Raw genomic sequence first — 18,131 nt, 5'->3', positions numbered from 1 at the left:
TTGCGGCGCCGGCTGGTGACCGTGCTGCTGGCCGGCGCGCTGCTGCCCGTCGGGCTGGCCGGGTGCGGCATCCCGGACCAGACCGAGGTCCAGGTCGACGGCCGGGGGCCGGCCGGCGAGTCCGGTTCGCTGAACGGCAGCGGCAGTCAACCGCCGACCCGCAGCGCCACCGAGGACCCCAAGGAGTTCATCCGCGACTACCTCGCGGCGGCGGCCGGTGAGCGGGAGCAGGCGTACGACCGGGTCAAGCAGTTCATCGCGAACGAGGCCCAGGGCCGGCTGCGGAAGAAGCAGAGCAGCGAGGTCGAGCTGACCGTGGTCCGGCTGCTGGAGTCCCCGGAGAGCCGGCTGCTGACCAACCAGGGCCTCTGGCAGGTCAAGGTCCGGGTGCAGCAGGTCGGGGTGTTGCGCGCCGACGGCACCCTGGACGCGCCCGCGGCCCGGGAGACCGAGTACGTGTTCCAGCTCCGTCCCGCCGATTCCGGCAGCCAGGGGTTGGTGATCACCGATCTGCCCAACGTGCTGCTGCTCAGCGACGAGGCGCTGCGCCAGTACTACGGCACGCACACCATCTACTTCTGGAACTCCGACCAGAACCGCCTGGTGCCCGACTGGCGGTACCTGCCCAACGCGGTGCCGGTCGAGCGGCGGGTCACCGAGGTCGTGCGGTGGCTGACCGGCGGCCCCTCCGAATGGCTCGCCCCCGGGGTGACGAAGGTGCCCGACGGCACGGCGCCGATCAACAACGCCACCCGCTCCGACGACCGGTGGGAGGTCAACCTGACCATGCCGGCGGCCAGCGATGACCGGCTGGCCAAGCTCGCCACGCAGCTCGCGTGGTCGCTGCCGGAGCTGTCGGGGCAGCTCGACCTCAAGATCCAGAACCAGAAGCGGCGTACGGTCGACCTGCGGCAGGAGCGGGCCGACCATCCCGTGTACCCGACGCTGCGCGCCCCGGAGCGGTTCTGCGTCTACGACGGGGCGATCCACCCGCTCGCCATCGCCAGCGAGCCGGTCGGCGCGGTGCCGGTCGAGGGCGACGCCAACCGGAACGTGGTGTCGGCCGCGCTCAGCCGGTCCGGCGACCAGGTGCTGGCGGCGCTGGTGACCCGGTCGGGCCAGCAGCAGCGGCTGCTGGTCGGTACCGGCCCGAACCCGGTGAACGTGTTCAACGGCAGCTCCCACGCCTACCGCTCGATCGGCCGCCCGATCTGGCTGCGTTCCGCCGACGTGCGGCACCCGTCCGGCCTGGTGGTGGCCGACGGCACGCTCTACCAGTTCGACGGTGACGCGGGGATGAGCCGGGTCGCCATTCCCGGCCAGGTCCCCGTCTCCGGCTCGGTCACCGCGGTGGCGGCCTCGCTCGACGGGCACCGGATCGCGTTGATCATCGGTGGCGCGCTCTACGTCGCGCCGGTCACCGTCGACGGCGGGGAGGTCAGCGTGGGCGCGCCGCGACCGCTGACCACCCGGCTCACCAGGCTGACCGCGGTCGACTGGTACGCGGAGAACCAGCTGGTCTTCGCCGGGAGCGACGGCCGGCTGCCGGCCATCTACCAGACCACGGTCGACGGGGCCGGGGAGTACGCGCTCAACCGGGACACCGGCGCGACGGTGTCCCACCTGGCCGCCTTCCCGGGCGGCGCGGTCGGACCGTTGCCCTCCCTGTCGTACATGTACCAGGCCACCGCGGCCTACCGGAACAACCCGATCGGCAAGATCGAGCGGGCCCAGGTGCGGGACGTGGCGGCGGACGCGAAGCCGTCCGACCCGAGCGCCCCGTTCTTCTTCTACTGAGAGGCGCCGGTGCGGGACCTGGGCGGACTCTGGTCGGACCTGACCGATCTGGTGCTGCCGGCCGGGTGTGCCGGCTGCGGGGAGCGCGTACCCGGCCTGCGCCAGGGCTTCTGCCCGCGCTGCGTGGGTGACCTGGAGGCACTGGCCCCCGCGCCGACCCGCCCCGATCCGGCCCCGCCCGGCCTGCCGCCCTGCGTCGCCCTCGGGCCGTACGCGGGCGCGCTGCGCAACGGGCTGCTGGCGTACAAGGAGCGGGGCCGGCACGGGCTGGCCCGGCCGCTGGGCGCGCTGCTGGCCGAGGTGGTCGCCGCGGCGGTCGGCGAGCGGCGTCCGGTGACCCTGGTGGCGGTGCCGGACACCGCGCGGGCGGCCCGGGCCCGCTACGGCGACCACCTGGACCGGCTGACCCGCCACGCGGCGGCCCGGCTGCGCGCGGCCGGCTGGCCGGTACGCGTGCTCCGCCCGCTGCGCGCGCTGCCCCGGCCGGACTCGGTGGCGCTGGACAGCGCCGGCCGCGCCGCGGCGGCCGAGGCGGCGTTCCGCCTGCGCCGGGCCGGCCGGGCGGACGGGTCCGTGGTGCTGCTCGACGACATCGTCACCACGGGGGCCACGCTGGCGGCGGTGAGCCGTGTTCTGCGCGACGCGGGAATGACGCCAAAGGGCGCGGCCGTGCTCGCCGCAACGCAAAAACGGCACCATCAGTGACGCTTCGTGTTTCCGTTTCACCCCATGGTGTATGAGCTGTTAAATTTCGCGGCCTCTCCTGGCAACTGGGGGTGACTGGTGGCCGAACAGGAGTTAGCGTTTTCGTGTCGGGGGTAGGAGGTCTCAAACCTTCCCCGGCACTGGAAGGAGGCGTAGCCGTACACCATCGGTCGACGCCGAACGGGGTTCTCCCTGGGTGCGTCGACCGGAAGATCCGGACCGAACGACCGTCCGAACAAGGGAGGTCACGTGGACATCGTGGTCAAGGGCCGTAACGTCGAAGTGCCGGACCATTACCGGGTGCACGTAGCCGAGAAACTCGCAAAGATCGAACGCTACGACCACAAGCTCATTCGCGTGGACGTCGAGTTGTTCCACGAGCGCAATCCGCGCCAGGCCGATCACTGCCAGCGGGTGGAAATCACCTGCGTGACGCGCGGCCCGGTGATCCGGGCCGAGGCCTGCACGAATGACTTCTACAGCGCGCTGGATGCCGCCATCGCCAAGCTGGACACCCGCTTCCGCCGGGCGGCCGACCGCCGCCGGGTGCACCGCGGCCGGCACGCGCCGCTCTCCGTCGCCGCCGCCACCGCCGACCTGCCGGTGGCCGACCTCGACGGGCCTGGGCTGGCGACCCTGAACGGGCACGGGACGGCCACCGCCGTCGCGGAACGGCCCGACGAGGGCGGCTATGAGGAGCACGACGACCAGCCGTGGCACATCGCGCGGGCGAAGGTGCACCCCGCCGAGCCGATGACGGTCGACGACGCGCTGTTCCAGATGGAACTGGTCGGCCACGACTTCTACCTGTTCCAGGACAAGGAGTCGGGCCGCCCGAGCGTGGTCTACCGCCGGCACGCCTACGACTACGGGATCATCTCGCTCGACACCTGACCCCTGACCACCCCGCAGGACACGACCGGCCGGAAGCCGTGGTGGGCGACCACCACGGCTTCCGCCGTCAGGTGGTGCGGTCGCCGGGCAGCAGCCCGAAGATCAGCGAGTCGACCCGGGTCCCGTCCGGGCCGGGGAGCCGGCCGCGCAGCAGCCCTTCCCGCTGGAAGCCGGTCTTGGTCAGCACCCGCTGCGAGGCGACGTTCTCGGGCCGGGTGCCGGCCCAGAGCCGGGCCAGCCCGATGTCGAACGCCCAGGCGGCGACGAGACCGACCGCCCGGGTGGCCAGCCCGCGGCCGCGCGCCTCCGGCAGCATGCTGTAGCCGAGCATGGCCTGGCCGGTGGCCGGCTCGTCGTACATCAGGGCGCAGCCGCCGGCCACCGTGCCGGTCGCCGCGTCGAGGATCGCCAGGTCGGCGGACTGGCCAGCCAGCCAACGGCTTTCCGCCAGCCGGCAGCGCCGCTCGATCGAGGCTCGGGTCGGCGGCACCGGCGGTACCCGGTTCGCCACCACCTCCGGCCGTGCGTGCAGCCGGTACAGCGCGTCGGCGTCCGCCGGTGCGACCCGGCGCAGCGTCACCACGCCGTCGGTGAGCCGGCCCTCGGGCAGGTCCGGCAGCAGCCGGGCGGTCGGCCCGGGCGGGTCGTCGGCGAGGCGTACCCAGACGGCCAGGTCGTGCCGACCGTCCCGACTCCGGCCGGCCGACCGGCGTACCCCCTCGTGCCGGAACCCGGCGGCCAGCGCCACCCGCTGGCTGGCCGTGTTCTCCTCGTGGGCGAGCAGTTCGAGCCGGACGGTGCCGGCGGCGAAGGCGGCCTCGGCCAGGGCGCGGACGGCCGCCGTGGCCACGCCCCGGCGTCGCGCCCACGGCGCGACCCAGTAGCCGATCTCCGCCTGCCCGCGTTCCGCCACCGGGTGGCTGAGGCCGGCCGCGCCGAGCAGCCGGTCGGTGGCCGGGTCGGCGATCGCGTACGCCGCGCCGCCGGTGGCCCAGGCCGCCGGCGCGCCCTCGGTGATCCACCACCGGGCGCTCTCCTCGGTGTACGGGTCCGGCAGGCCGGGCAGGAACCGCTGGGTGACCGGGTCGGCGCAGGCGGCGGCCGTGTCCGACACGTCGGTGAGCCGATCCAGCCGCAGCCGCACCCCGTACGCCTCGATGGTCTCCGGTGTCATTGCAGGTCCTGCGGGAGCAGCCCACCGATCCAGACGTCCTGCCGTTCGCCGCGGTGCTGGACGCCGCCGCGGAGGGTGCCCTCGACGGTGAAGCCGGCCTTCTCGGCGGCCCGGCGGGAGGCGGTGTTGCCGACGTTGGCCCGCCATTCGATCCGGGCCAGCCCCAGCGTGGTGAAGCCCCAGGCGCAGAGCGCGGCGAGCGCGGCGGGCAGGTAGCCCCGGCCCCGGGCGTGCGGCGCGGTCATGAAGCCCACGTCGGCGACGAGCGGCGCGCCGGGGGAGATCCGCAGGTCGATCGAGGCGACGTACCGGTCGTCGGCGTCGGCGACGGCGTAGGAGGCGCCGGTGCCCCGGGCCCAGGCCGCCTGCGCGATGTCCCGCAGGAAGCCCTCGGCGTGCTCCCGCTGGTAGGGGTGCGGCACCGTGGTCCAGCGGATGGTCTCCTCGTCGCGGCAGGTGGTCACGAGCGCGTCGATGTCGCGCTCCTCCAGCGGGCGCAGCCGCAGCTCGGTGGCGCCGGCGGTGGCGAACAGGACCGGTTGGGGCCGGCCGAAGACCGCCGCCCGGCGGGCCTGGAGGGTGTCCGGGCCGTACGGGGCGGGCTCGCCGGGCGCGGCCAGCTCGGCCGGGAGGAGGGAGCCGATCCAGCCCTCCGGGCGGCCGTCGACCGCCGGGTGGGCCAGCCGCAGCTCGCCCTCGACCCGGAAGCCGGCCCGGAGCGCGACCAGCCGGGAGGCGTGGTTGCCGACCTCGGCCTGCCAGATCAACCGGCGCAGCTTCAGCGCGTCGAACGCCCAGCGGGCGACCGCCCGGGTGGCCCGGACCGCCACGCCGCGGCCGCGGGCCCAGGGCGCGGTCCAGTAGCCGATCTCGGCGGAGTCGAGGCTCCGGTCGATGGCGACCAGGCCGCAGGAGGCGAGCAGCTCACCGGTCTCCGCGTCGCAGACCGCGAACGGCGCCCCACCGCCCTCCGCCCAGGCCGTGCCGCTGATCGTGGTCACGAATCCCAGAGCGTGTTCGGGCAGGTACGGGCGAGGTACGGTGGTCCAGCGCTGGATGTCCGGATCCTGGCAGGCGCGGTACACCGCGTCGGCGTCCTCGGCCCGCCAGGCTCGCAGCAGCAGGCCGTCCTCGATGATCTCCACAGGCTCCACCCGAGCCATCGTGCCGGATCGTTCGCGTACGGCGTAACCCGATTCCCGCCGGTCAGCGCGCCCGTTCGGCGTTATGTCGGGTTCGCGGCTCCGGACCGCCGCCACCAGTGACCATCGCCGCGCCGGAGCGCCTACGATGGTTCGAGACTGTCTAGGGGAGCGTTGATCCGTGTCGATTCTGGAAAAGGTCCTTAGCGCTGGCGCGGGCCGCATGGTGCGTCGGCTCAAGGCCATCGCGGCCGCCGTCAACTCGATCGAGGACGACTACGTCAACCTCACCGACGACGAGCTGCGGGACATGACCGACCAGTTCAAGGAGCGGCTCGCCGACGGGGAGACCCTCGACGACCTGCTGCCCGAGGCGTTCGCGGTGTGCCGGGAGGCCGCCTCCCGCGTGCTCGGCCAGCGCCCCTACGACGTCCAGGTGATGGGCGGCGCGGCGCTGCACTTCGGCAACATCGCCGAGATGAAGACCGGTGAGGGCAAGACCCTGACCTCGGTCATGCCGGTCTACCTGAACGCGCTCGCCGGCAAGGGCGTGCACGTGGTCACGGTGAACGACTACCTGGCCGAGCGCGATGCCGCCTGGATGGGCCGGGTGCACGAGTTCCTGGGCCTCACCGTCGGCGTGGTGCTGCCCAACCGGCCGGCCAGCGAGCACCGGGCGGCCTACGAGTGCGACATCACCTACGGCACCAACAACGAGTTCGGCTTCGACTACCTGCGCGACAACATGGCCTGGTCGCGGGATGAGCTGGTCCAGCGCGGCCACTTCTTCGCGGTGGTCGACGAGGTCGACTCGATCCTCATCGACGAGGCCCGCACCCCGCTGATCATCTCCGGCCCGGCCGAGCACTCCGCCCGCTGGTACCAGGAGTTCGCCTCCGTGGTGGCCCGCCTCCAGCCCGGCACCGACGGTGAGGGCGACTACGAGGTCGACCACGCCAAGCGCACGATCGCCATCACCGAGCGCGGTGTCGCCAAGATCGAGGACCGGCTCGGCATCGACAACCTCTACGAGTCGGTCAACACCCCGCTCGTGGGCTACATGAACAACGCGATCAAGGCCAAGGAACTCTACAAGCGCGACAAGGACTACATCGTCAGCGACGGCGAGGTCCTCATCGTCGACGAGTTCACCGGCCGCATCCTGCACGGTCGCCGCTACAACGAGGGCATGCACCAGGCGATCGAGGCCAAGGAGGGGGTGGAGATCAAGCAGGAGAACCAGACCCTGGCCACCATCACCCTCCAGAACTACTTCCGCCTCTACGAGAAGCTCTCCGGCATGACCGGCACCGCCCAGACCGAGGCGAGCGAGTTCAACAAGGTCTACAAGGTCGGCGTCGTGACCATCCCGACGCACCGGCCGATGGTCCGCCTCGACCGGGCGGACGTCATCTACAAGACCGAGAAGGCCAAGTTCAACGCCGTGGTCGAGGACATCGCCGAGCGGCACGATCAGGGCCAGCCGGTGCTCGTCGGCACGGTCTCGGTGGAGAACTCCGAGATCCTCTCCCACATGCTGCGCCGCCGGGGCATCCCGCACTCCGTGCTGAACGCGAAGTTCCACGCCAAGGAGGCGGAGATCGTCGCCCAGGCCGGGCGCAAGGGCGCGGTCACCGTCGCCACCAACATGGCCGGGCGTGGCACGGACATCCTGCTCGGCGGCAACCCCGAGTTCCTCGCCGCCAACGAACTCCGCCAGCGCGGCCTCGACCCGGTCGAGCAGCCGGAGGAGTACGCCAAGGCGATGGAGGAGATCCTGCCGAAGTGGAAGCAGGCCTGCGACGTCGAGGCGGAGGAGGTCGCCGCCGCCGGTGGCCTCTACGTGCTGGGCACCGAGCGGCACGAGTCCCGCCGGATCGACAACCAGCTGCGCGGTCGCGCCGGCCGGCAGGGTGACCCCGGCGAGTCCCGCTTCTACCTGTCCCTGCAGGACGACCTGATGAAGCGCTTCCGGGCCGGTGCCGTCGAGGCCGTGATGGAACGCTTCAACATCCCCGAGGACGTGCCCATCGAGTCGAAGATGGTCACCCGCCAGATCAAGAGCGCGCAGGCCCAGATCGAGGGCCAGAACGCCGAGATCCGCAAGAACGTCCTCAAGTACGACGAGGTGCTCAACAAGCAGCGTCAGGTGATCTACGCCGAGCGCCTCCGGGTGCTCAACGGCGAGGACCTCTCCGAGCAGGTCCGGAACATGATCGACGACGTGGTCGGTGCGTACGTGGTGGGGGCCACGAGCGACGGCTACGCCGAGGACTGGGATCTCGACCAGCTCTGGTCCAACCTCAAGCAGCTCTACCCGGTGGGCATCACCATCGACGAGCTGGAGGAGGAGGTGGGCTCCCGGGCCGGCCTCGACCAGGACTTCCTGCTCGCCCGCCTCAAGGAGGACGCGCACGCCGCGTACGACCGGCGCGAGGAGACGCTCGGTGAGGAGGCGGTCCGCCAGCTCGAGCGGATGGTCCTGCTCCAGGTGATCGACCGCAAGTGGCGCGAGCACCTCTACGAGATGGACTACCTCCAGGAGGGCATCAGCCTCCGGGCGTACGCCCAGCGCGACCCGGTCATCGAGTACCAGCGCGAGGGCTTCGACATGTTCGCCACCATGATGGACGGCATCAAGGAGGAGACGGTCGGCTTCCTCTACAACCTGGAGGTCCAGGTCGAGGAGCCCGCGCCGGAGGCCGAGGAGGTCCAGCTGCTGGAGAAGCCGGTGGAGATCCGGGCCAAGGGTCTCAACCGCGCGCCGCAGCAGCAGGGCCTGCAATACTCGGCGCCCGCCGTCGACGGCGAGGCCGGCCGCGGCGCCCCGGTGATCGAGCGCGCCGAGGAGCAGGCGCCGGCGCTCGGCATCGGCCGCCCGGAGACGTCGGAGCGTCCCGCCGCCACCACCCCGCGCCGGTCGACGGCCGGGATGAGCGGCCAGGCGGTCGCGGCGAGCACCGCCCGGCGGGCCGCCCCCGGCCAGGTCGACGGTGCCGGCGAGGGTCCGTCCCGCAACGCGCCCTGCCCGTGCGGCTCCGGCCGCAAGTACAAGCGCTGCCACGGCGCCCCCAACGGCGGCAACTGACCGCCACCCTGCACGGCCCGACGGGCCCCGGCCATCCGGCCGGGGCCCGTCCCCGTCCCACCCGGCCCACTCCCCGGCGATCTCGCAGCTGGCACCCCAACGTCGGTGATCGACTCCAGATCGCCGAGATGGCGGTGTTGGAGGGGTCGGGATGCCGCCACCTCGCCGAGCTGGAGTTGATCAAGCGGTGGACTTGGCGCCGGGTTCGCCGAGCGGGGGTCGATCCGGGTCGGTCAGAGGACGTCGAGGACGGTGCAGAGCCAGGTGCCGCGGCGGTGTTCGAGGCGCAGGGCGATCGCCCAGCTCACGCCCCCGGCTCCGGCGAGCACGGCCGCGGCCTCGACCGCGCCCGCACGGGGCTCGCTGACCCGCAGCCGCCGGAGCTGGAGGACCGGCCGGGCGGTGCGGCGGCGCACCGGACCGACCCGGCGGGCGGCGCGGGTCAACTCGGCGGACACCCGGGCGGCGGCCTCGGGAAGGCAGAGCGGCCGGAGCTGCCCGGGTGGGCGGTAGCCGTTGACGATCTCCAGGAAGGTGCGGACGAACCGGTGCGCCGCCCGGGCCGCCTCGGGCGTCGCGGTCACCAGGGCGGCGGGCGGCGGCCCGGCCGAGTGCCCTGGCCCGGCCGGCACCGGGCGGACCTCCGCCGCCCTACCGGCTGAGCGGTCGCCGGCCGGACCGGAAGGCCGCCCGGCGGCTCGTTCACCGACGCGACCGGCACGGCGGGTCGGGCTGTCGGCGGCGCGGCCGGCGGGCCGGTCGGTGTCCCGGCGTGGATCGAACAGGTCGAGCGCGAGCTGGTCGGCATTGCCCCAGGCGTCGCCCCAGCCGTCGTCCCACGCGTTGCCCCAGGCCGGATCCCGGTCGGTGCAGGGCGGATCGAGGGGCGGGGCGGGCCGGAGCCGGACCGGGGGACGCGGTGCCAGTGGGCGGCGGGTGTCGACCATCCTCAACCCCTGTTCATTGCGTTTGCCTTCGTTTGCCTCCGACAGCTTGTCATTCTCGGGCAGGGCAACGCCGATCGTCAATGCCCGTGCGCCACCGTGGGGTCACTCCGCGTCGCGCTCGGTGAGCGGATTGCCGCGTACCCACTCGGCGGTCTCGGCGTACTTGCGCTCGATGTACTCCTCCAGGCGGGCGCGTTCGACCCGCCACTGCCCCCGGCCGCCGATCTTGATGGCGGGCAGCTCGCCGCTGCGCACCATGTGGTAGACCTGCGAGTCCGAGACGTTCAGCTCGGCGGCCACGTCGGACAGCAGCAGGAACCTCGGCTCCACGACGACTCCCGGGGTTGGTTTCGTTTGCCTCAGTTTGCCATCAGGAGGGCGATCGCCCCAGGCCCGCCACGGCGAATCCCGCCGGGGGACACACCGGCCCGGAGCTTCGTCCTGGCCGGTGCGGGGTGTATGACGGTCACGGCGTACGGCATGATCGGCGCCCGGAGCCGGCGTCCGCCGGCCGGGGCCTGACGGCGGGAGAGACCGGTGACCGACGAGCTTGTCCGGGTGTACGTGCCGGCGACCGTCCCGATGCTGGCCCGGCTGCGCGAGGAGGGCCTGGCCGGCGGGGAGGCGCACGCGGTCACCCCGGAGCTGCGGGAGTGGTACGCCGAGGGCGACGAGGAGGAGTTGGAGTACGTCGCCTTCACCCGTGCCGCCCAGGAGGCGCTGCTGCTGCTCCGGGCCGATCCGGGCGCGCCCCGGCGCCGGGTCGTCGTCTCGGCGGACCTGCCGGCGGGCGCGGTCGGCCGGACCGGCGGCGAGCTGGGGTCCAGCGTGGTGCGCCTCTCCGGGCCGGTGCCGGTGAAGTCCGTCGCCGCGATCCACGTGGACGGCGCGGATGCCGTCGAGGACGTGGCCGCCGCCGCCGAGGTGGTGGCGGAGGCGCAGGCCGGCGACCCGGACGCCCAGTTCACCGTCGACGGGGCCGAGGACCACGAGCTGGAGTGGTACGACGTGACCGAGCTGGACCTGCTGCTGCGCGAGGCATCCTGACGCCCGCGCGGCGGCTCAGGAGTCGGACTCGTCCTCGTCCTCCACGGCGCGCGGGCCGAGGGTGCGGCCGAACAGGATGAGCGCGGTGAGCGCGCCCACGAAGAGCACCCAGATGCCGTTGTCCACCCGCGAGGTGCCCAGCGCCGTCTGCGCCACCTGGTCCGCCTCGCTGAGCGCGGCGGCCAGGTCGAGCAGCCCGCGCCCGCCGACCCGGATGATCACCTCGGTGAGCAGCAGGAGCAGGCCGGCGCCGGCCCCGGCCACCAGGTACCCCGGCCAGCGCAGCTCAGTGACCACGCCGTCCCGCCGCTCGGCGCGGCGGCGGGCCCACGCCAGGTAGAGGTAGGCCACCAGGCCGGCGATCAGCCCGGCGAGGAGGGACTCCGTCCGGGACACCCACTTGGCGGCGTCGAGCATCGACTCCTGGCTGTCCCCGGCGCCGAACAGGTCGGAGAGCGGGTCCCGGGCGCGGCTGAACAGCACCACGAAGACCTGCGCGGCGAGCGTGGCGGCGGCCAGCCCGCCGACCACCCGGGCGTTGCGCGCGCCGGCCATCGCCCCGCCGATGATCGCCGCCGCGACCGTGGTGCCGGCGATGGTGTTGGTGGTCGCGTTGTCGGCGTACGTCAGGTTGACCGCCACGGCGGCGGCGAGCCCGACCAGCAGGCCGGCGCCGACGGCGGCGAGGAAGCGCAGGGTGGCCCGGCCCAGCCGGTTGGTCGCCGCCAGGGCGACCGCGGCGCCGGCCACGAGCGCGGCGGTGATCACGCCGGGCAGGGCGTACGCGGAGAGGCTGATCGCGGTGACCCCGGCCGCGGCCGAGGTGATCGCCGCCCGGGTGGACCAGAGCATGGCGGCCAGCCAGCCGAGCGAGAGCACGGCCACCACCAGGGCGCCGGGCGCGTGCGCGAGGCGGCCCCCGGGGGGCGCGGGCTCGGTGGTCTCGTCCGAGGGGGAGCCGACGGCCGGCTCGGTGGCGGGCTGGTCCGGATCCGCGGCCGTGGAGCTGCCGGGCTGCTTGCTCATCGTCTCCCTCTCGACGGACGCCGGATCGGCCGCGACGGCCGGGCAGGTCACCGGTCATCCAGCGTACGCGGCCCTCCCGGTCCCCCTTCCGACCCGGCGGGCCGGCGGGAGCGTGCGGTGATGGATCGCAGGTGAAGGGCGGGGGCAGGCCGAGGATTCGTCGGGGGCGGGTGGCTTGTCGCCTACGGTCCGGTGTGCGGTGGTGCGTCCGGGTGCGCCGACGAAGGCGGCCCGAACAGGGGCGGTGGGGGTGGGGCCGGGCCCCTCGCATGGAAGAATTGGCCGAGGTCCCGCCGCCGCGACCGGTCCGCCGCGTGGTGCCCGGCACCCGGCCGCCCGGCCGGCGCCCGCGGGTCCGATTTCGCCACCGCCGTCGAGATCGCACAGGAGCCTGTGATGGACGCCGTGTTCTCCGTACCCGAGCCGCGCAACGAGCCGGTCCACACCTACGAGCCCGGCAGCGCCGAGCGGGCGCGGCTCCAGCGGCGGCTGGCCGACCTGGCCGCCGAGCGGATCGACCTGCCGATGACCATCGCCGGCGAGCAGCGGATGGCCGCCGGCGACCCGATCGACGTGGTCCAGCCGCACCGGCACGCCCACGTGCTCGGTGTGACCGCCCACGCCACCCACGACGACGCCCGCGCCGCCGTGAAGGCCGCCAAGGACGCCGCGCCGATGTGGCGGGCGCTGCCGTTCGAGGAGCGTGCCGCGATCTTCCTGCGCGCCGCCGACCTGCTCTCCGGGCCCTGGCGGGACACCCTCAACGGGGCCACCATGCTCGGCCAGTCCAAGACAGTGGTCCAGGCGGAGATCGACTCGGCCTGCGAGCTGATCGACTTCCTCCGGTTCAACGTCTACTTCGCCCGCAAGCTCCTGGCCGAGCAGCCGATGTCCTCGCCGGGCGTGTGGAACCGCTTCGACCACCGGCCCCTGGAGGGCTTCGTCTACGCGGTCACCCCGTTCAACTTCACCGCGATCGCCGGCAACCTGCCCTCGGCGCCGGCCCTGCTCGGCAACACCGTGGTCTGGAAGCCGGGCCCGACCCAGCAGTTCGCGGCCCACTTCACCATGCGGCTGTTCGAGGCGGCCGGCCTGCCGCCCGGCGTGATCAACATGGTCACGGGGCGCGGCGAGGAGGTCTCCGACGTCGTGCTCGCCGACCCCGATCTGGCCGGCATCCACTTCACCGGGTCCACCAAGGTCTTCCAGCACCTGTGGAAGACCGTCGGCGACAACATCGCCCGCTACCGGGGCTACCCGCGGCTGGTCGGCGAGACCGGCGGCAAGGACTTCGTGGTGGCGCACACCAGCGCCGACGTGGACGCCCTGCACACCGCGCTGATCCGGGGCGCCTACGAGTACCAGGGCCAGAAGTGCTCGGCCGCCTCGCGGGCGTACATCCCCCGGTCGATCTGGGAGGGCGGGCTGCGCGACCGGCTGGCCGCCACCGCCGAGTCGCTCACCTACGGCGACGTCACCGACTTCAGCAACTTCGGCGGCGCCGTGATCGACGACAAGGCGTTCAGCCGGCACACCGCCGCGCTGGAGCTGATCAACGGTGACGAGAGCTGCACGGTCCTGGCCGGCGGCACCGCCGACGACTCGGTCGGCTACTTCGTCCGGCCGACCCTCTTCGAGTGCTCGGACGCCGCGCACGAGACCTTCACCACGGAATACTTCGGCCCGATCCTCGGCGTGCACGTCTTCGACGACGCCCGCTTCGACGAGGCGGTCCACCAGGCCGAGTCGATCGCGCCGTACGCGCTGACCGGGTCGATCTTCGCGACCGACCGCCGGGTGGTCGACCAGGTGGCGGAGAAGATGCGGTACGCGGCCGGCAACTTCTACATCAACGACAAGCCGACCGGCGCGGTGGTCGGGCAGCAGCCGTTCGGCGGCGCCCGGGCCAGCGGCACCAACGACAAGGCGGGCTCCTGGCACAACCTGGTCCGCTGGATGTCGCCGCGGACGATCAAGGAGACCTTCGTCCCGCCGACCGACCACGGCTACTCGCACATGGGCTGACCTGCGCAGGGTCGCCGGTGACGCACCCAGCGTCACCGGCGACCGGCCGGCCGGGGGAGGCCCCGGAGGTCCCCGGCGGACTGTCGTCCGCCGACAGTGCACATCGGACCAGCCAACGGGTGGCTAAAACGGCAAATCCTGGACGCCAGGTCCGACAAAGTGGCAGCTTAGAGGGCATGGCGGAATCCGGAGTCAACCCGACGGCGGCGGCCCTGCTGGGGCTGCTGCACGACGGCCCGATGACAGGCGGCCAACTGATGGCCGCCGCCGAGCGCCGGCTGGCGCCGTACTGGTCGATGACCCGCAGCCAGGTCTACCGGGAGCTTCCCGTCCTGGCCGAGAAGGGTCTCGTGCGGCTCGGCAAGCCCGGGCCGCGGTTGAGCCAGCCGTACGCGATCACGGCGGCCGGGAAACGGACATTCTCCCGCTGGCTGGCGGAGAACCCCGGGCGGGACACCATCCGTAACCCGATCGCGCTACGGATCGCCTTCGGCAACCTGCACTCGGCGAGCCAGCTCAAGAACCTGTACGCCTCGGCGAACGAGTACCACACCGAGGCCCTGGCGGCGGTGCGTGAGCAGGTCAAGAACGCCAAGAAGGAGGGCGACAACTACGACGCCAGCGCGCTCGAGTTCGCCGTCGCCTACCACCGGGCCGCGCTGTCCTGGCTCAAGAGCGCCCCGGTCGGCTGACCACCTGCGCCGGACCGGCCAGCATAGGCAGTAGGCTTGTCTGTCGTGACCGCTGCCGATTACGCCGAACAGCTCAAGGAACTCGACGCCACCCTACGCAACATCGAGGCTGTGCTCGACCTCGACAAGCTGCGCGAGCAGAAGGCCCGCCTGGAGCAGGAGGCCTCCGCGCCGGACCTGTGGGACGACCAGGCCAAGGCGCAGCAGGTGACCTCGCAGCTGTCGTACGTCAACGGTGAGATCTCCAAGCTCGGCACCCTCCGCTCCCGCCTCGACGACGCCGGGGTGCTGCTGGAGCTTGCCCAGGCCGAGTCCGACCCCGGCACCCTGGTCGAGGTGGAGTCGGAGATCACCGGGCTGACCAAGGCCATCCAGGAGATGGAGGTCCGCACCCTGCTCTCCGGCGAGTACGACTCCCGGGAGGCGCTGGTCGCCATCCGGGCCGGCGCGGGCGGCGTGGACGCGGCGGACTTCGCCGAGATGCTGCTCCGGATGTACCTGCGCTGGGCCGAGCGGCACGGCTACCCGACCGAGGTCTACGAGACCTCGTACGCCGAGGAGGCGGGCCTCAAGTCGGCCACCTTCACGGTCAAGGTGCCCTACGCCTTCGGCACGCTCAGCGTGGAGTCCGGCACCCACCGGCTGGTCCGGATCAGCCCGTTCGACAACCAGGGCCGCCGGCAGACCAGTTTCGCCGGCGTCGAGGTGCTGCCGGTCGTGGAGCAGACCGACCACATCGAGATCCCCGAGAACGAGATGCGGATCGACGTCTACCGCTCCTCCGGCCCGGGCGGGCAGAGCGTCAACACCACCGACTCGGCGGTCCGGATCACCCACATCCCGACCGGCATCGTGGTCACCTGCCAGAACGAGAAGTCCCAGCTGCAGAACAAGGCCTCCGCGCTGCGGGTGCTCCAGGCCCGGCTGCTGGAGCGCAAGCGGCAGGAGGAGCAGGCCAAGCTCCAGGGCCTGAAGACCGACGCCGCCGGCTCCTGGGGCGACCAGATGCGCTCGTACGTTCTGCACCCTTATCAGATGGTGAAGGATCTGCGGACCGAGCAGGAGACGGGCAATCCGTCCGCGGTCTTCGACGGCGAGCTGGACAGCTTCATCGAGGCGGGTATCCGCTGGCGGAAGCAGCAGCAGCTCACCGCTGACGGTGCGTGATCGATCTCGGACGCAGCGCTTCGTCGATCTCTGTCTGACCGGCTGAATCGACGACGCGACTCGCTTCGGAGGGGCGGGGGGCTTGGCTCTCCGGTTACACCGCGTAGACTCTCGACCCGTGATTCAGCTTGAGCAAGTGACGAAGACGTACCCGAAGGCGTCCCGGCCTTCGCTCGACAACGTGTCCGTCTCGATCGAGAAGGGCGAGTTCGTCTTCTTCATCGGTCCATCCGGCTCCGGCAAGTCCACGATCATCAAGTTGCTGCTGCACGAGGTCACCCCCAACAAGGGGCGGGTCGTCGTCAACGGCAAGGACGTCACGTCGATGCGCTCCTGGAAGCGACCCCACTTCCGGCGTTCCATCGGCTGCGTCTTCCAGGACTTCCGGCTCCTGCCGAACCGCACCGCCTACGAGAACGTGGCGTTCGCGCTGGAGGTGATCGGCAAGACCAAGGCGGTCGCCCGCCGGGTCGTGCCGGAGGTGCTGGAGCTGGTCGGGCTCGGTGGGAAGGAGCACCGCTACCCCCACGAGCTGTCCGGTGGTGAGCAGCAGCGGGTCGCGGTGGCCCGGGCGTTCGTGAACCGGCCGCTGATCCTGCTGGCGGACGAGCCCACCGGAAACCTGGACCCGGACACCTCGATCGAGATCATGCGCCTGCTGGACCGGATCAACCGCACCGGCACGACCGTCGTGATGGTCACGCACGACTCCAACATCGTGAACCAGATGCGCCGCCGCGTCATCGAGATCGAGAGCGGCCGCATCGTGCGCGACCAGGCCCGCGGCGTCTACGGCTGAGCCGCTGACGACCCGCAGACCCTGACGACGAACACCTCACGCCGGAGAGCCGGAGGAATATCCCGATGCGGATGAAGTACGTCCTGTCCGAGGTACTGGTCGGACTGTGGCGCAACGTCACCATGACCCTCGCCATGATCATCACCATGGCGGTGTCGCTGTTCATGCTGGGCGGCAGTGGCCTTCTGTACCAGAAGGTCGGCGACATGAAGGACCTCTACTACGAGAACGTCCAGGTCTCGATCTTCCTGAAGACCGACGTCAACGAGCAGCAGCGGATCGACCTCGAGACCAAGCTCAAGGCCGACCCGATGATCAAGGAAGTCACGTACGTCAACAAGGACGAGGCGTACAAGCGCTTCCAGCAGATGTACGCCGACGCCCCGGACCTCGTGAACGCGGTCAAGCCCGACCAGCTCCCCGAGTCGTTCCGGCTCACGCTGGTCAACCCGGAGCAGTACAAGAAGATCTACGACGAGTACAAGACCTCCGAGGGCATCGACACGATCGTCGACCAGAGCAAGCTGCTCGACAAGGTCTTCGGCGTGCTCTCCGGCTTCCAGAACGGCGCGCTGGTCATCGCGATCGTGATGGCGGTGGCCGCCTTGCTGCTGGTCGCCAACACCATCCAGGTGGCCGCGTACAGCAAGCGGCGTGAGGTCGCGGTCATGAAGCTGGTCGGCGCCTCCAACTGGTTCATCCAGGCGCCGTTCGTGCTGGAGGCGGTGGTGGCCGGTCTGATCGGCTCGATCCTCGGCCTCGTCGCGCTGATCGCCTTGAAGGTGCTCGCGGCGGGGAGTTCGATGGCGGCCCTGGAGGGCCTCATCACGCCGATCTCCTGGTCCGAGATCTTGCTGACGTTCCCGCTGATGGCCGCCGTCGGTGGCCTGGTCAGCGCGGTGACCGCCTGGGTCACGCTCCGCTTCTACCTGCGGGTCTAGTTGCCGGTACGGCTCTCCGAGGGCCCTCCCGCGTCGGAATAAACCGCGCGGGAGGGCCCTTGTACTTCCGGTAGCATGATCCGCGCTCCGCGATCGGAAGGGAGGTGGCGCCGATGCCACGGGAAAAGGGTCGCAAGGTGGTCGCCTCCAACAAGAAGGCGCGGCACGACTACGCCATCCTCGACACGTACGAGGCGGGCATGTCGCTGACCGGCACCGAGGTCAAGTCGCTGCGGGCCGGGCGGGCGTCGCTGGTCGACGCGTTTGCCCAGGAACGTGACGGCGAGCTCTACCTGCACGGCATGCACATCCCCGAGTACACCCAGGGCACCTGGACCAACCACGAGCCCCGGCGTACCCGGAAGCTGCTGCTCAAGCGGCTGGAGATCGACCGGCTGATCGGCAAGACCAAGGAGAGCGGTCTCACCATGGTGCCGTTGCAGGTTTACTTCTCCGACGGCTGGGCGAAGGTGGAGATCGGCCTGGCCCGGGGTAAGAAGTCGTACGACAAGCGCCAGGACCTGGCCAAGCGGGACGCCGAGCGGGAGATCGCCCGCGTGGTGGGCCGGCGCGGCAAGGGCATGGGTGAGTGAAACGTCCGGTTCGTCCGGGTGCCGGCTTCCGGCCGGCCTCGGAATGAATCCGGTTGCGCCAGGCGTTAGGCTTGGTGTTGCTGCCGACAGGGGC

Annotated in this window: 16 protein-coding genes; 11 read left to right on the top strand and 5 right to left on the bottom strand. The window is 71.8% G+C overall.

The genetic code is table 11. The features are described 5' to 3' along the window. The 3 genes from IEY96_RS00190 (at position 1) to hpf (ending at position 3,396) form a co-directional block, all read left to right on the top strand. On the top strand, positions 1-1,797 hold the full coding sequence (locus tag IEY96_RS00190; protein WP_189193560.1) for an LpqB family beta-propeller domain-containing protein: 1,797 nt from the start codon (positions 1-3) through the stop codon (positions 1,795-1,797). Between the two features lie 9 nt (positions 1,798-1,806). Beyond that, on the top strand, positions 1,807-2,502 hold the full coding sequence (locus tag IEY96_RS00185) for a ComF family protein (protein ID WP_189192766.1): 696 nt from the start codon (positions 1,807-1,809) through the stop codon (positions 2,500-2,502). 249 nt (positions 2,503-2,751) lie between these two features. After that, positions 2,752-3,396, top strand: coding sequence for a ribosome hibernation-promoting factor, HPF/YfiA family (gene hpf, locus IEY96_RS00180; protein WP_189192765.1), 645 nt, complete (start codon positions 2,752-2,754; stop codon positions 3,394-3,396). Between the two features lie 67 nt (positions 3,397-3,463). Here hpf and IEY96_RS00175 read toward each other — a convergent pair whose 3' ends face one another. Continuing rightward, positions 3,464-4,570, bottom strand: a complete 1,107-nt coding sequence (locus IEY96_RS00175) for a GNAT family N-acetyltransferase (protein WP_189192764.1) — start codon at positions 4,568-4,570, stop codon at positions 3,464-3,466. Next, complete coding sequence (locus tag IEY96_RS00170; RefSeq protein WP_229791323.1) at positions 4,567-5,733, bottom strand: GNAT family N-acetyltransferase; 1,167 nt, start codon at positions 5,731-5,733, stop codon at positions 4,567-4,569. Before IEY96_RS00170 ends, IEY96_RS00175 begins: the two co-directional genes overlap by 4 nt. A gap of 160 nt (positions 5,734-5,893) precedes the next feature. Between IEY96_RS00170 and secA the strand changes: the two genes are divergently transcribed. Beyond that, positions 5,894-8,800, top strand: coding sequence for a preprotein translocase subunit SecA (gene secA / locus IEY96_RS00165; protein ID WP_189192762.1), 2,907 nt, complete (start codon positions 5,894-5,896; stop codon positions 8,798-8,800). 233 nt (positions 8,801-9,033) lie between these two features. Here the strand turns inward: secA and IEY96_RS00160 are convergent, their stop codons facing one another. After that, positions 9,034-9,747, bottom strand: a complete 714-nt coding sequence (locus IEY96_RS00160; RefSeq protein ID WP_189192761.1) for an Rv3235 family protein — start codon at positions 9,745-9,747, stop codon at positions 9,034-9,036. 102 nt (positions 9,748-9,849) lie between these two features. After that, a complete protein-coding gene (locus IEY96_RS00155) occupies positions 9,850-10,077 on the bottom strand; it encodes a helix-turn-helix domain-containing protein (RefSeq protein ID WP_189192760.1) in 228 nt (75 codons plus the stop codon). A gap of 207 nt (positions 10,078-10,284) precedes the next feature. On the opposite strand from IEY96_RS00155, the gene IEY96_RS00150 reads away from it, so the two are divergent. After that, complete coding sequence (locus tag IEY96_RS00150) at positions 10,285-10,794, top strand: DUF6912 family protein (protein ID WP_189192759.1); 510 nt, start codon at positions 10,285-10,287, stop codon at positions 10,792-10,794. A gap of 15 nt (positions 10,795-10,809) precedes the next feature. Here IEY96_RS00150 and IEY96_RS00145 read toward each other — a convergent pair whose 3' ends face one another. After that, positions 10,810-11,820 (bottom strand): hypothetical protein, encoded by a 1,011-nt coding sequence (locus tag IEY96_RS00145; RefSeq protein WP_189192758.1) that lies wholly within the window; start codon positions 11,818-11,820, stop codon positions 10,810-10,812. A 396-nt stretch (positions 11,821-12,216) separates the two neighbouring features. On the opposite strand from IEY96_RS00145, the gene pruA reads away from it, so the two are divergent. The 6 genes from pruA (at position 12,217) to smpB (ending at position 18,037) form a co-directional block, all read left to right on the top strand. Then, positions 12,217-13,845, top strand: coding sequence for an L-glutamate gamma-semialdehyde dehydrogenase (gene pruA / locus IEY96_RS00140; RefSeq protein WP_189192757.1), 1,629 nt, complete (start codon positions 12,217-12,219; stop codon positions 13,843-13,845). Positions 13,846-14,021: 176 nt separating this feature from the next. Further along, entirely contained in the window at positions 14,022-14,537 is a 516-nt protein-coding gene (locus IEY96_RS00135; RefSeq protein WP_091313480.1) for a PadR family transcriptional regulator, read from the top strand. 45 nt (positions 14,538-14,582) lie between these two features. Then, complete coding sequence (prfB, locus tag IEY96_RS00130; RefSeq protein WP_189192756.1) at positions 14,583-15,704, top strand: peptide chain release factor 2; 1,122 nt, start codon at positions 14,583-14,585, stop codon at positions 15,702-15,704. Positions 15,705-15,822: 118 nt separating this feature from the next. Continuing rightward, the gene (gene ftsE, locus IEY96_RS00125; protein ID WP_013284225.1) at positions 15,823-16,503 is read left to right on the top strand and encodes a cell division ATP-binding protein FtsE; all 681 of its coding nucleotides are present in this window, start codon (positions 15,823-15,825) and stop codon (positions 16,501-16,503) included. Between the two features lie 65 nt (positions 16,504-16,568). After that, positions 16,569-17,444: a permease-like cell division protein FtsX gene (gene ftsX / locus IEY96_RS00120; RefSeq protein ID WP_189192755.1), complete on the top strand. Its 876-nt coding sequence runs from the start codon at positions 16,569-16,571 to the stop codon at positions 17,442-17,444. Positions 17,445-17,557: 113 nt separating this feature from the next. Further along, complete coding sequence (smpB, locus tag IEY96_RS00115) at positions 17,558-18,037, top strand: SsrA-binding protein SmpB (protein ID WP_189192754.1); 480 nt, start codon at positions 17,558-17,560, stop codon at positions 18,035-18,037. Positions 18,038-18,131: the final 94 nt, after the last annotated feature.

Source organism: Micromonospora fulviviridis, assembly GCF_014648395.1.
GTDB classification, from domain to species: domain Bacteria; phylum Actinomycetota; class Actinomycetes; order Mycobacteriales; family Micromonosporaceae; genus Micromonospora; species Micromonospora fulviviridis.
This window is presented reverse-complemented; position numbering and strand designations above follow the sequence as displayed.

Coding starts and splice junctions, on each gene's coding strand:
- IEY96_RS00160 (WP_189192761.1), bottom strand. CDS start 9,747: ATGGTCGACACCCGCCGCCCACTGGCACCGCGTCCCCCGGTCCGGCTC.
- ftsX (WP_189192755.1), top strand. CDS start 16,569: ATGCGGATGAAGTACGTCCTGTCCGAGGTACTGGTCGGACTGTGGCGC.
- smpB (WP_189192754.1), top strand. CDS start 17,558: ATGCCACGGGAAAAGGGTCGCAAGGTGGTCGCCTCCAACAAGAAGGCG.
- IEY96_RS00175 (WP_189192764.1), bottom strand. CDS start 4,570: ATGACACCGGAGACCATCGAGGCGTACGGGGTGCGGCTGCGGCTGGAT.
- IEY96_RS00145 (WP_189192758.1), bottom strand. CDS start 11,820: ATGAGCAAGCAGCCCGGCAGCTCCACGGCCGCGGATCCGGACCAGCCC.
- IEY96_RS00170 (WP_229791323.1), bottom strand. CDS start 5,733: ATGGCTCGGGTGGAGCCTGTGGAGATCATCGAGGACGGCCTGCTGCTG.
- IEY96_RS00135 (WP_091313480.1), top strand. CDS start 14,022: ATGGCGGAATCCGGAGTCAACCCGACGGCGGCGGCCCTGCTGGGGCTG.
- pruA (WP_189192757.1), top strand. CDS start 12,217: ATGGACGCCGTGTTCTCCGTACCCGAGCCGCGCAACGAGCCGGTCCAC.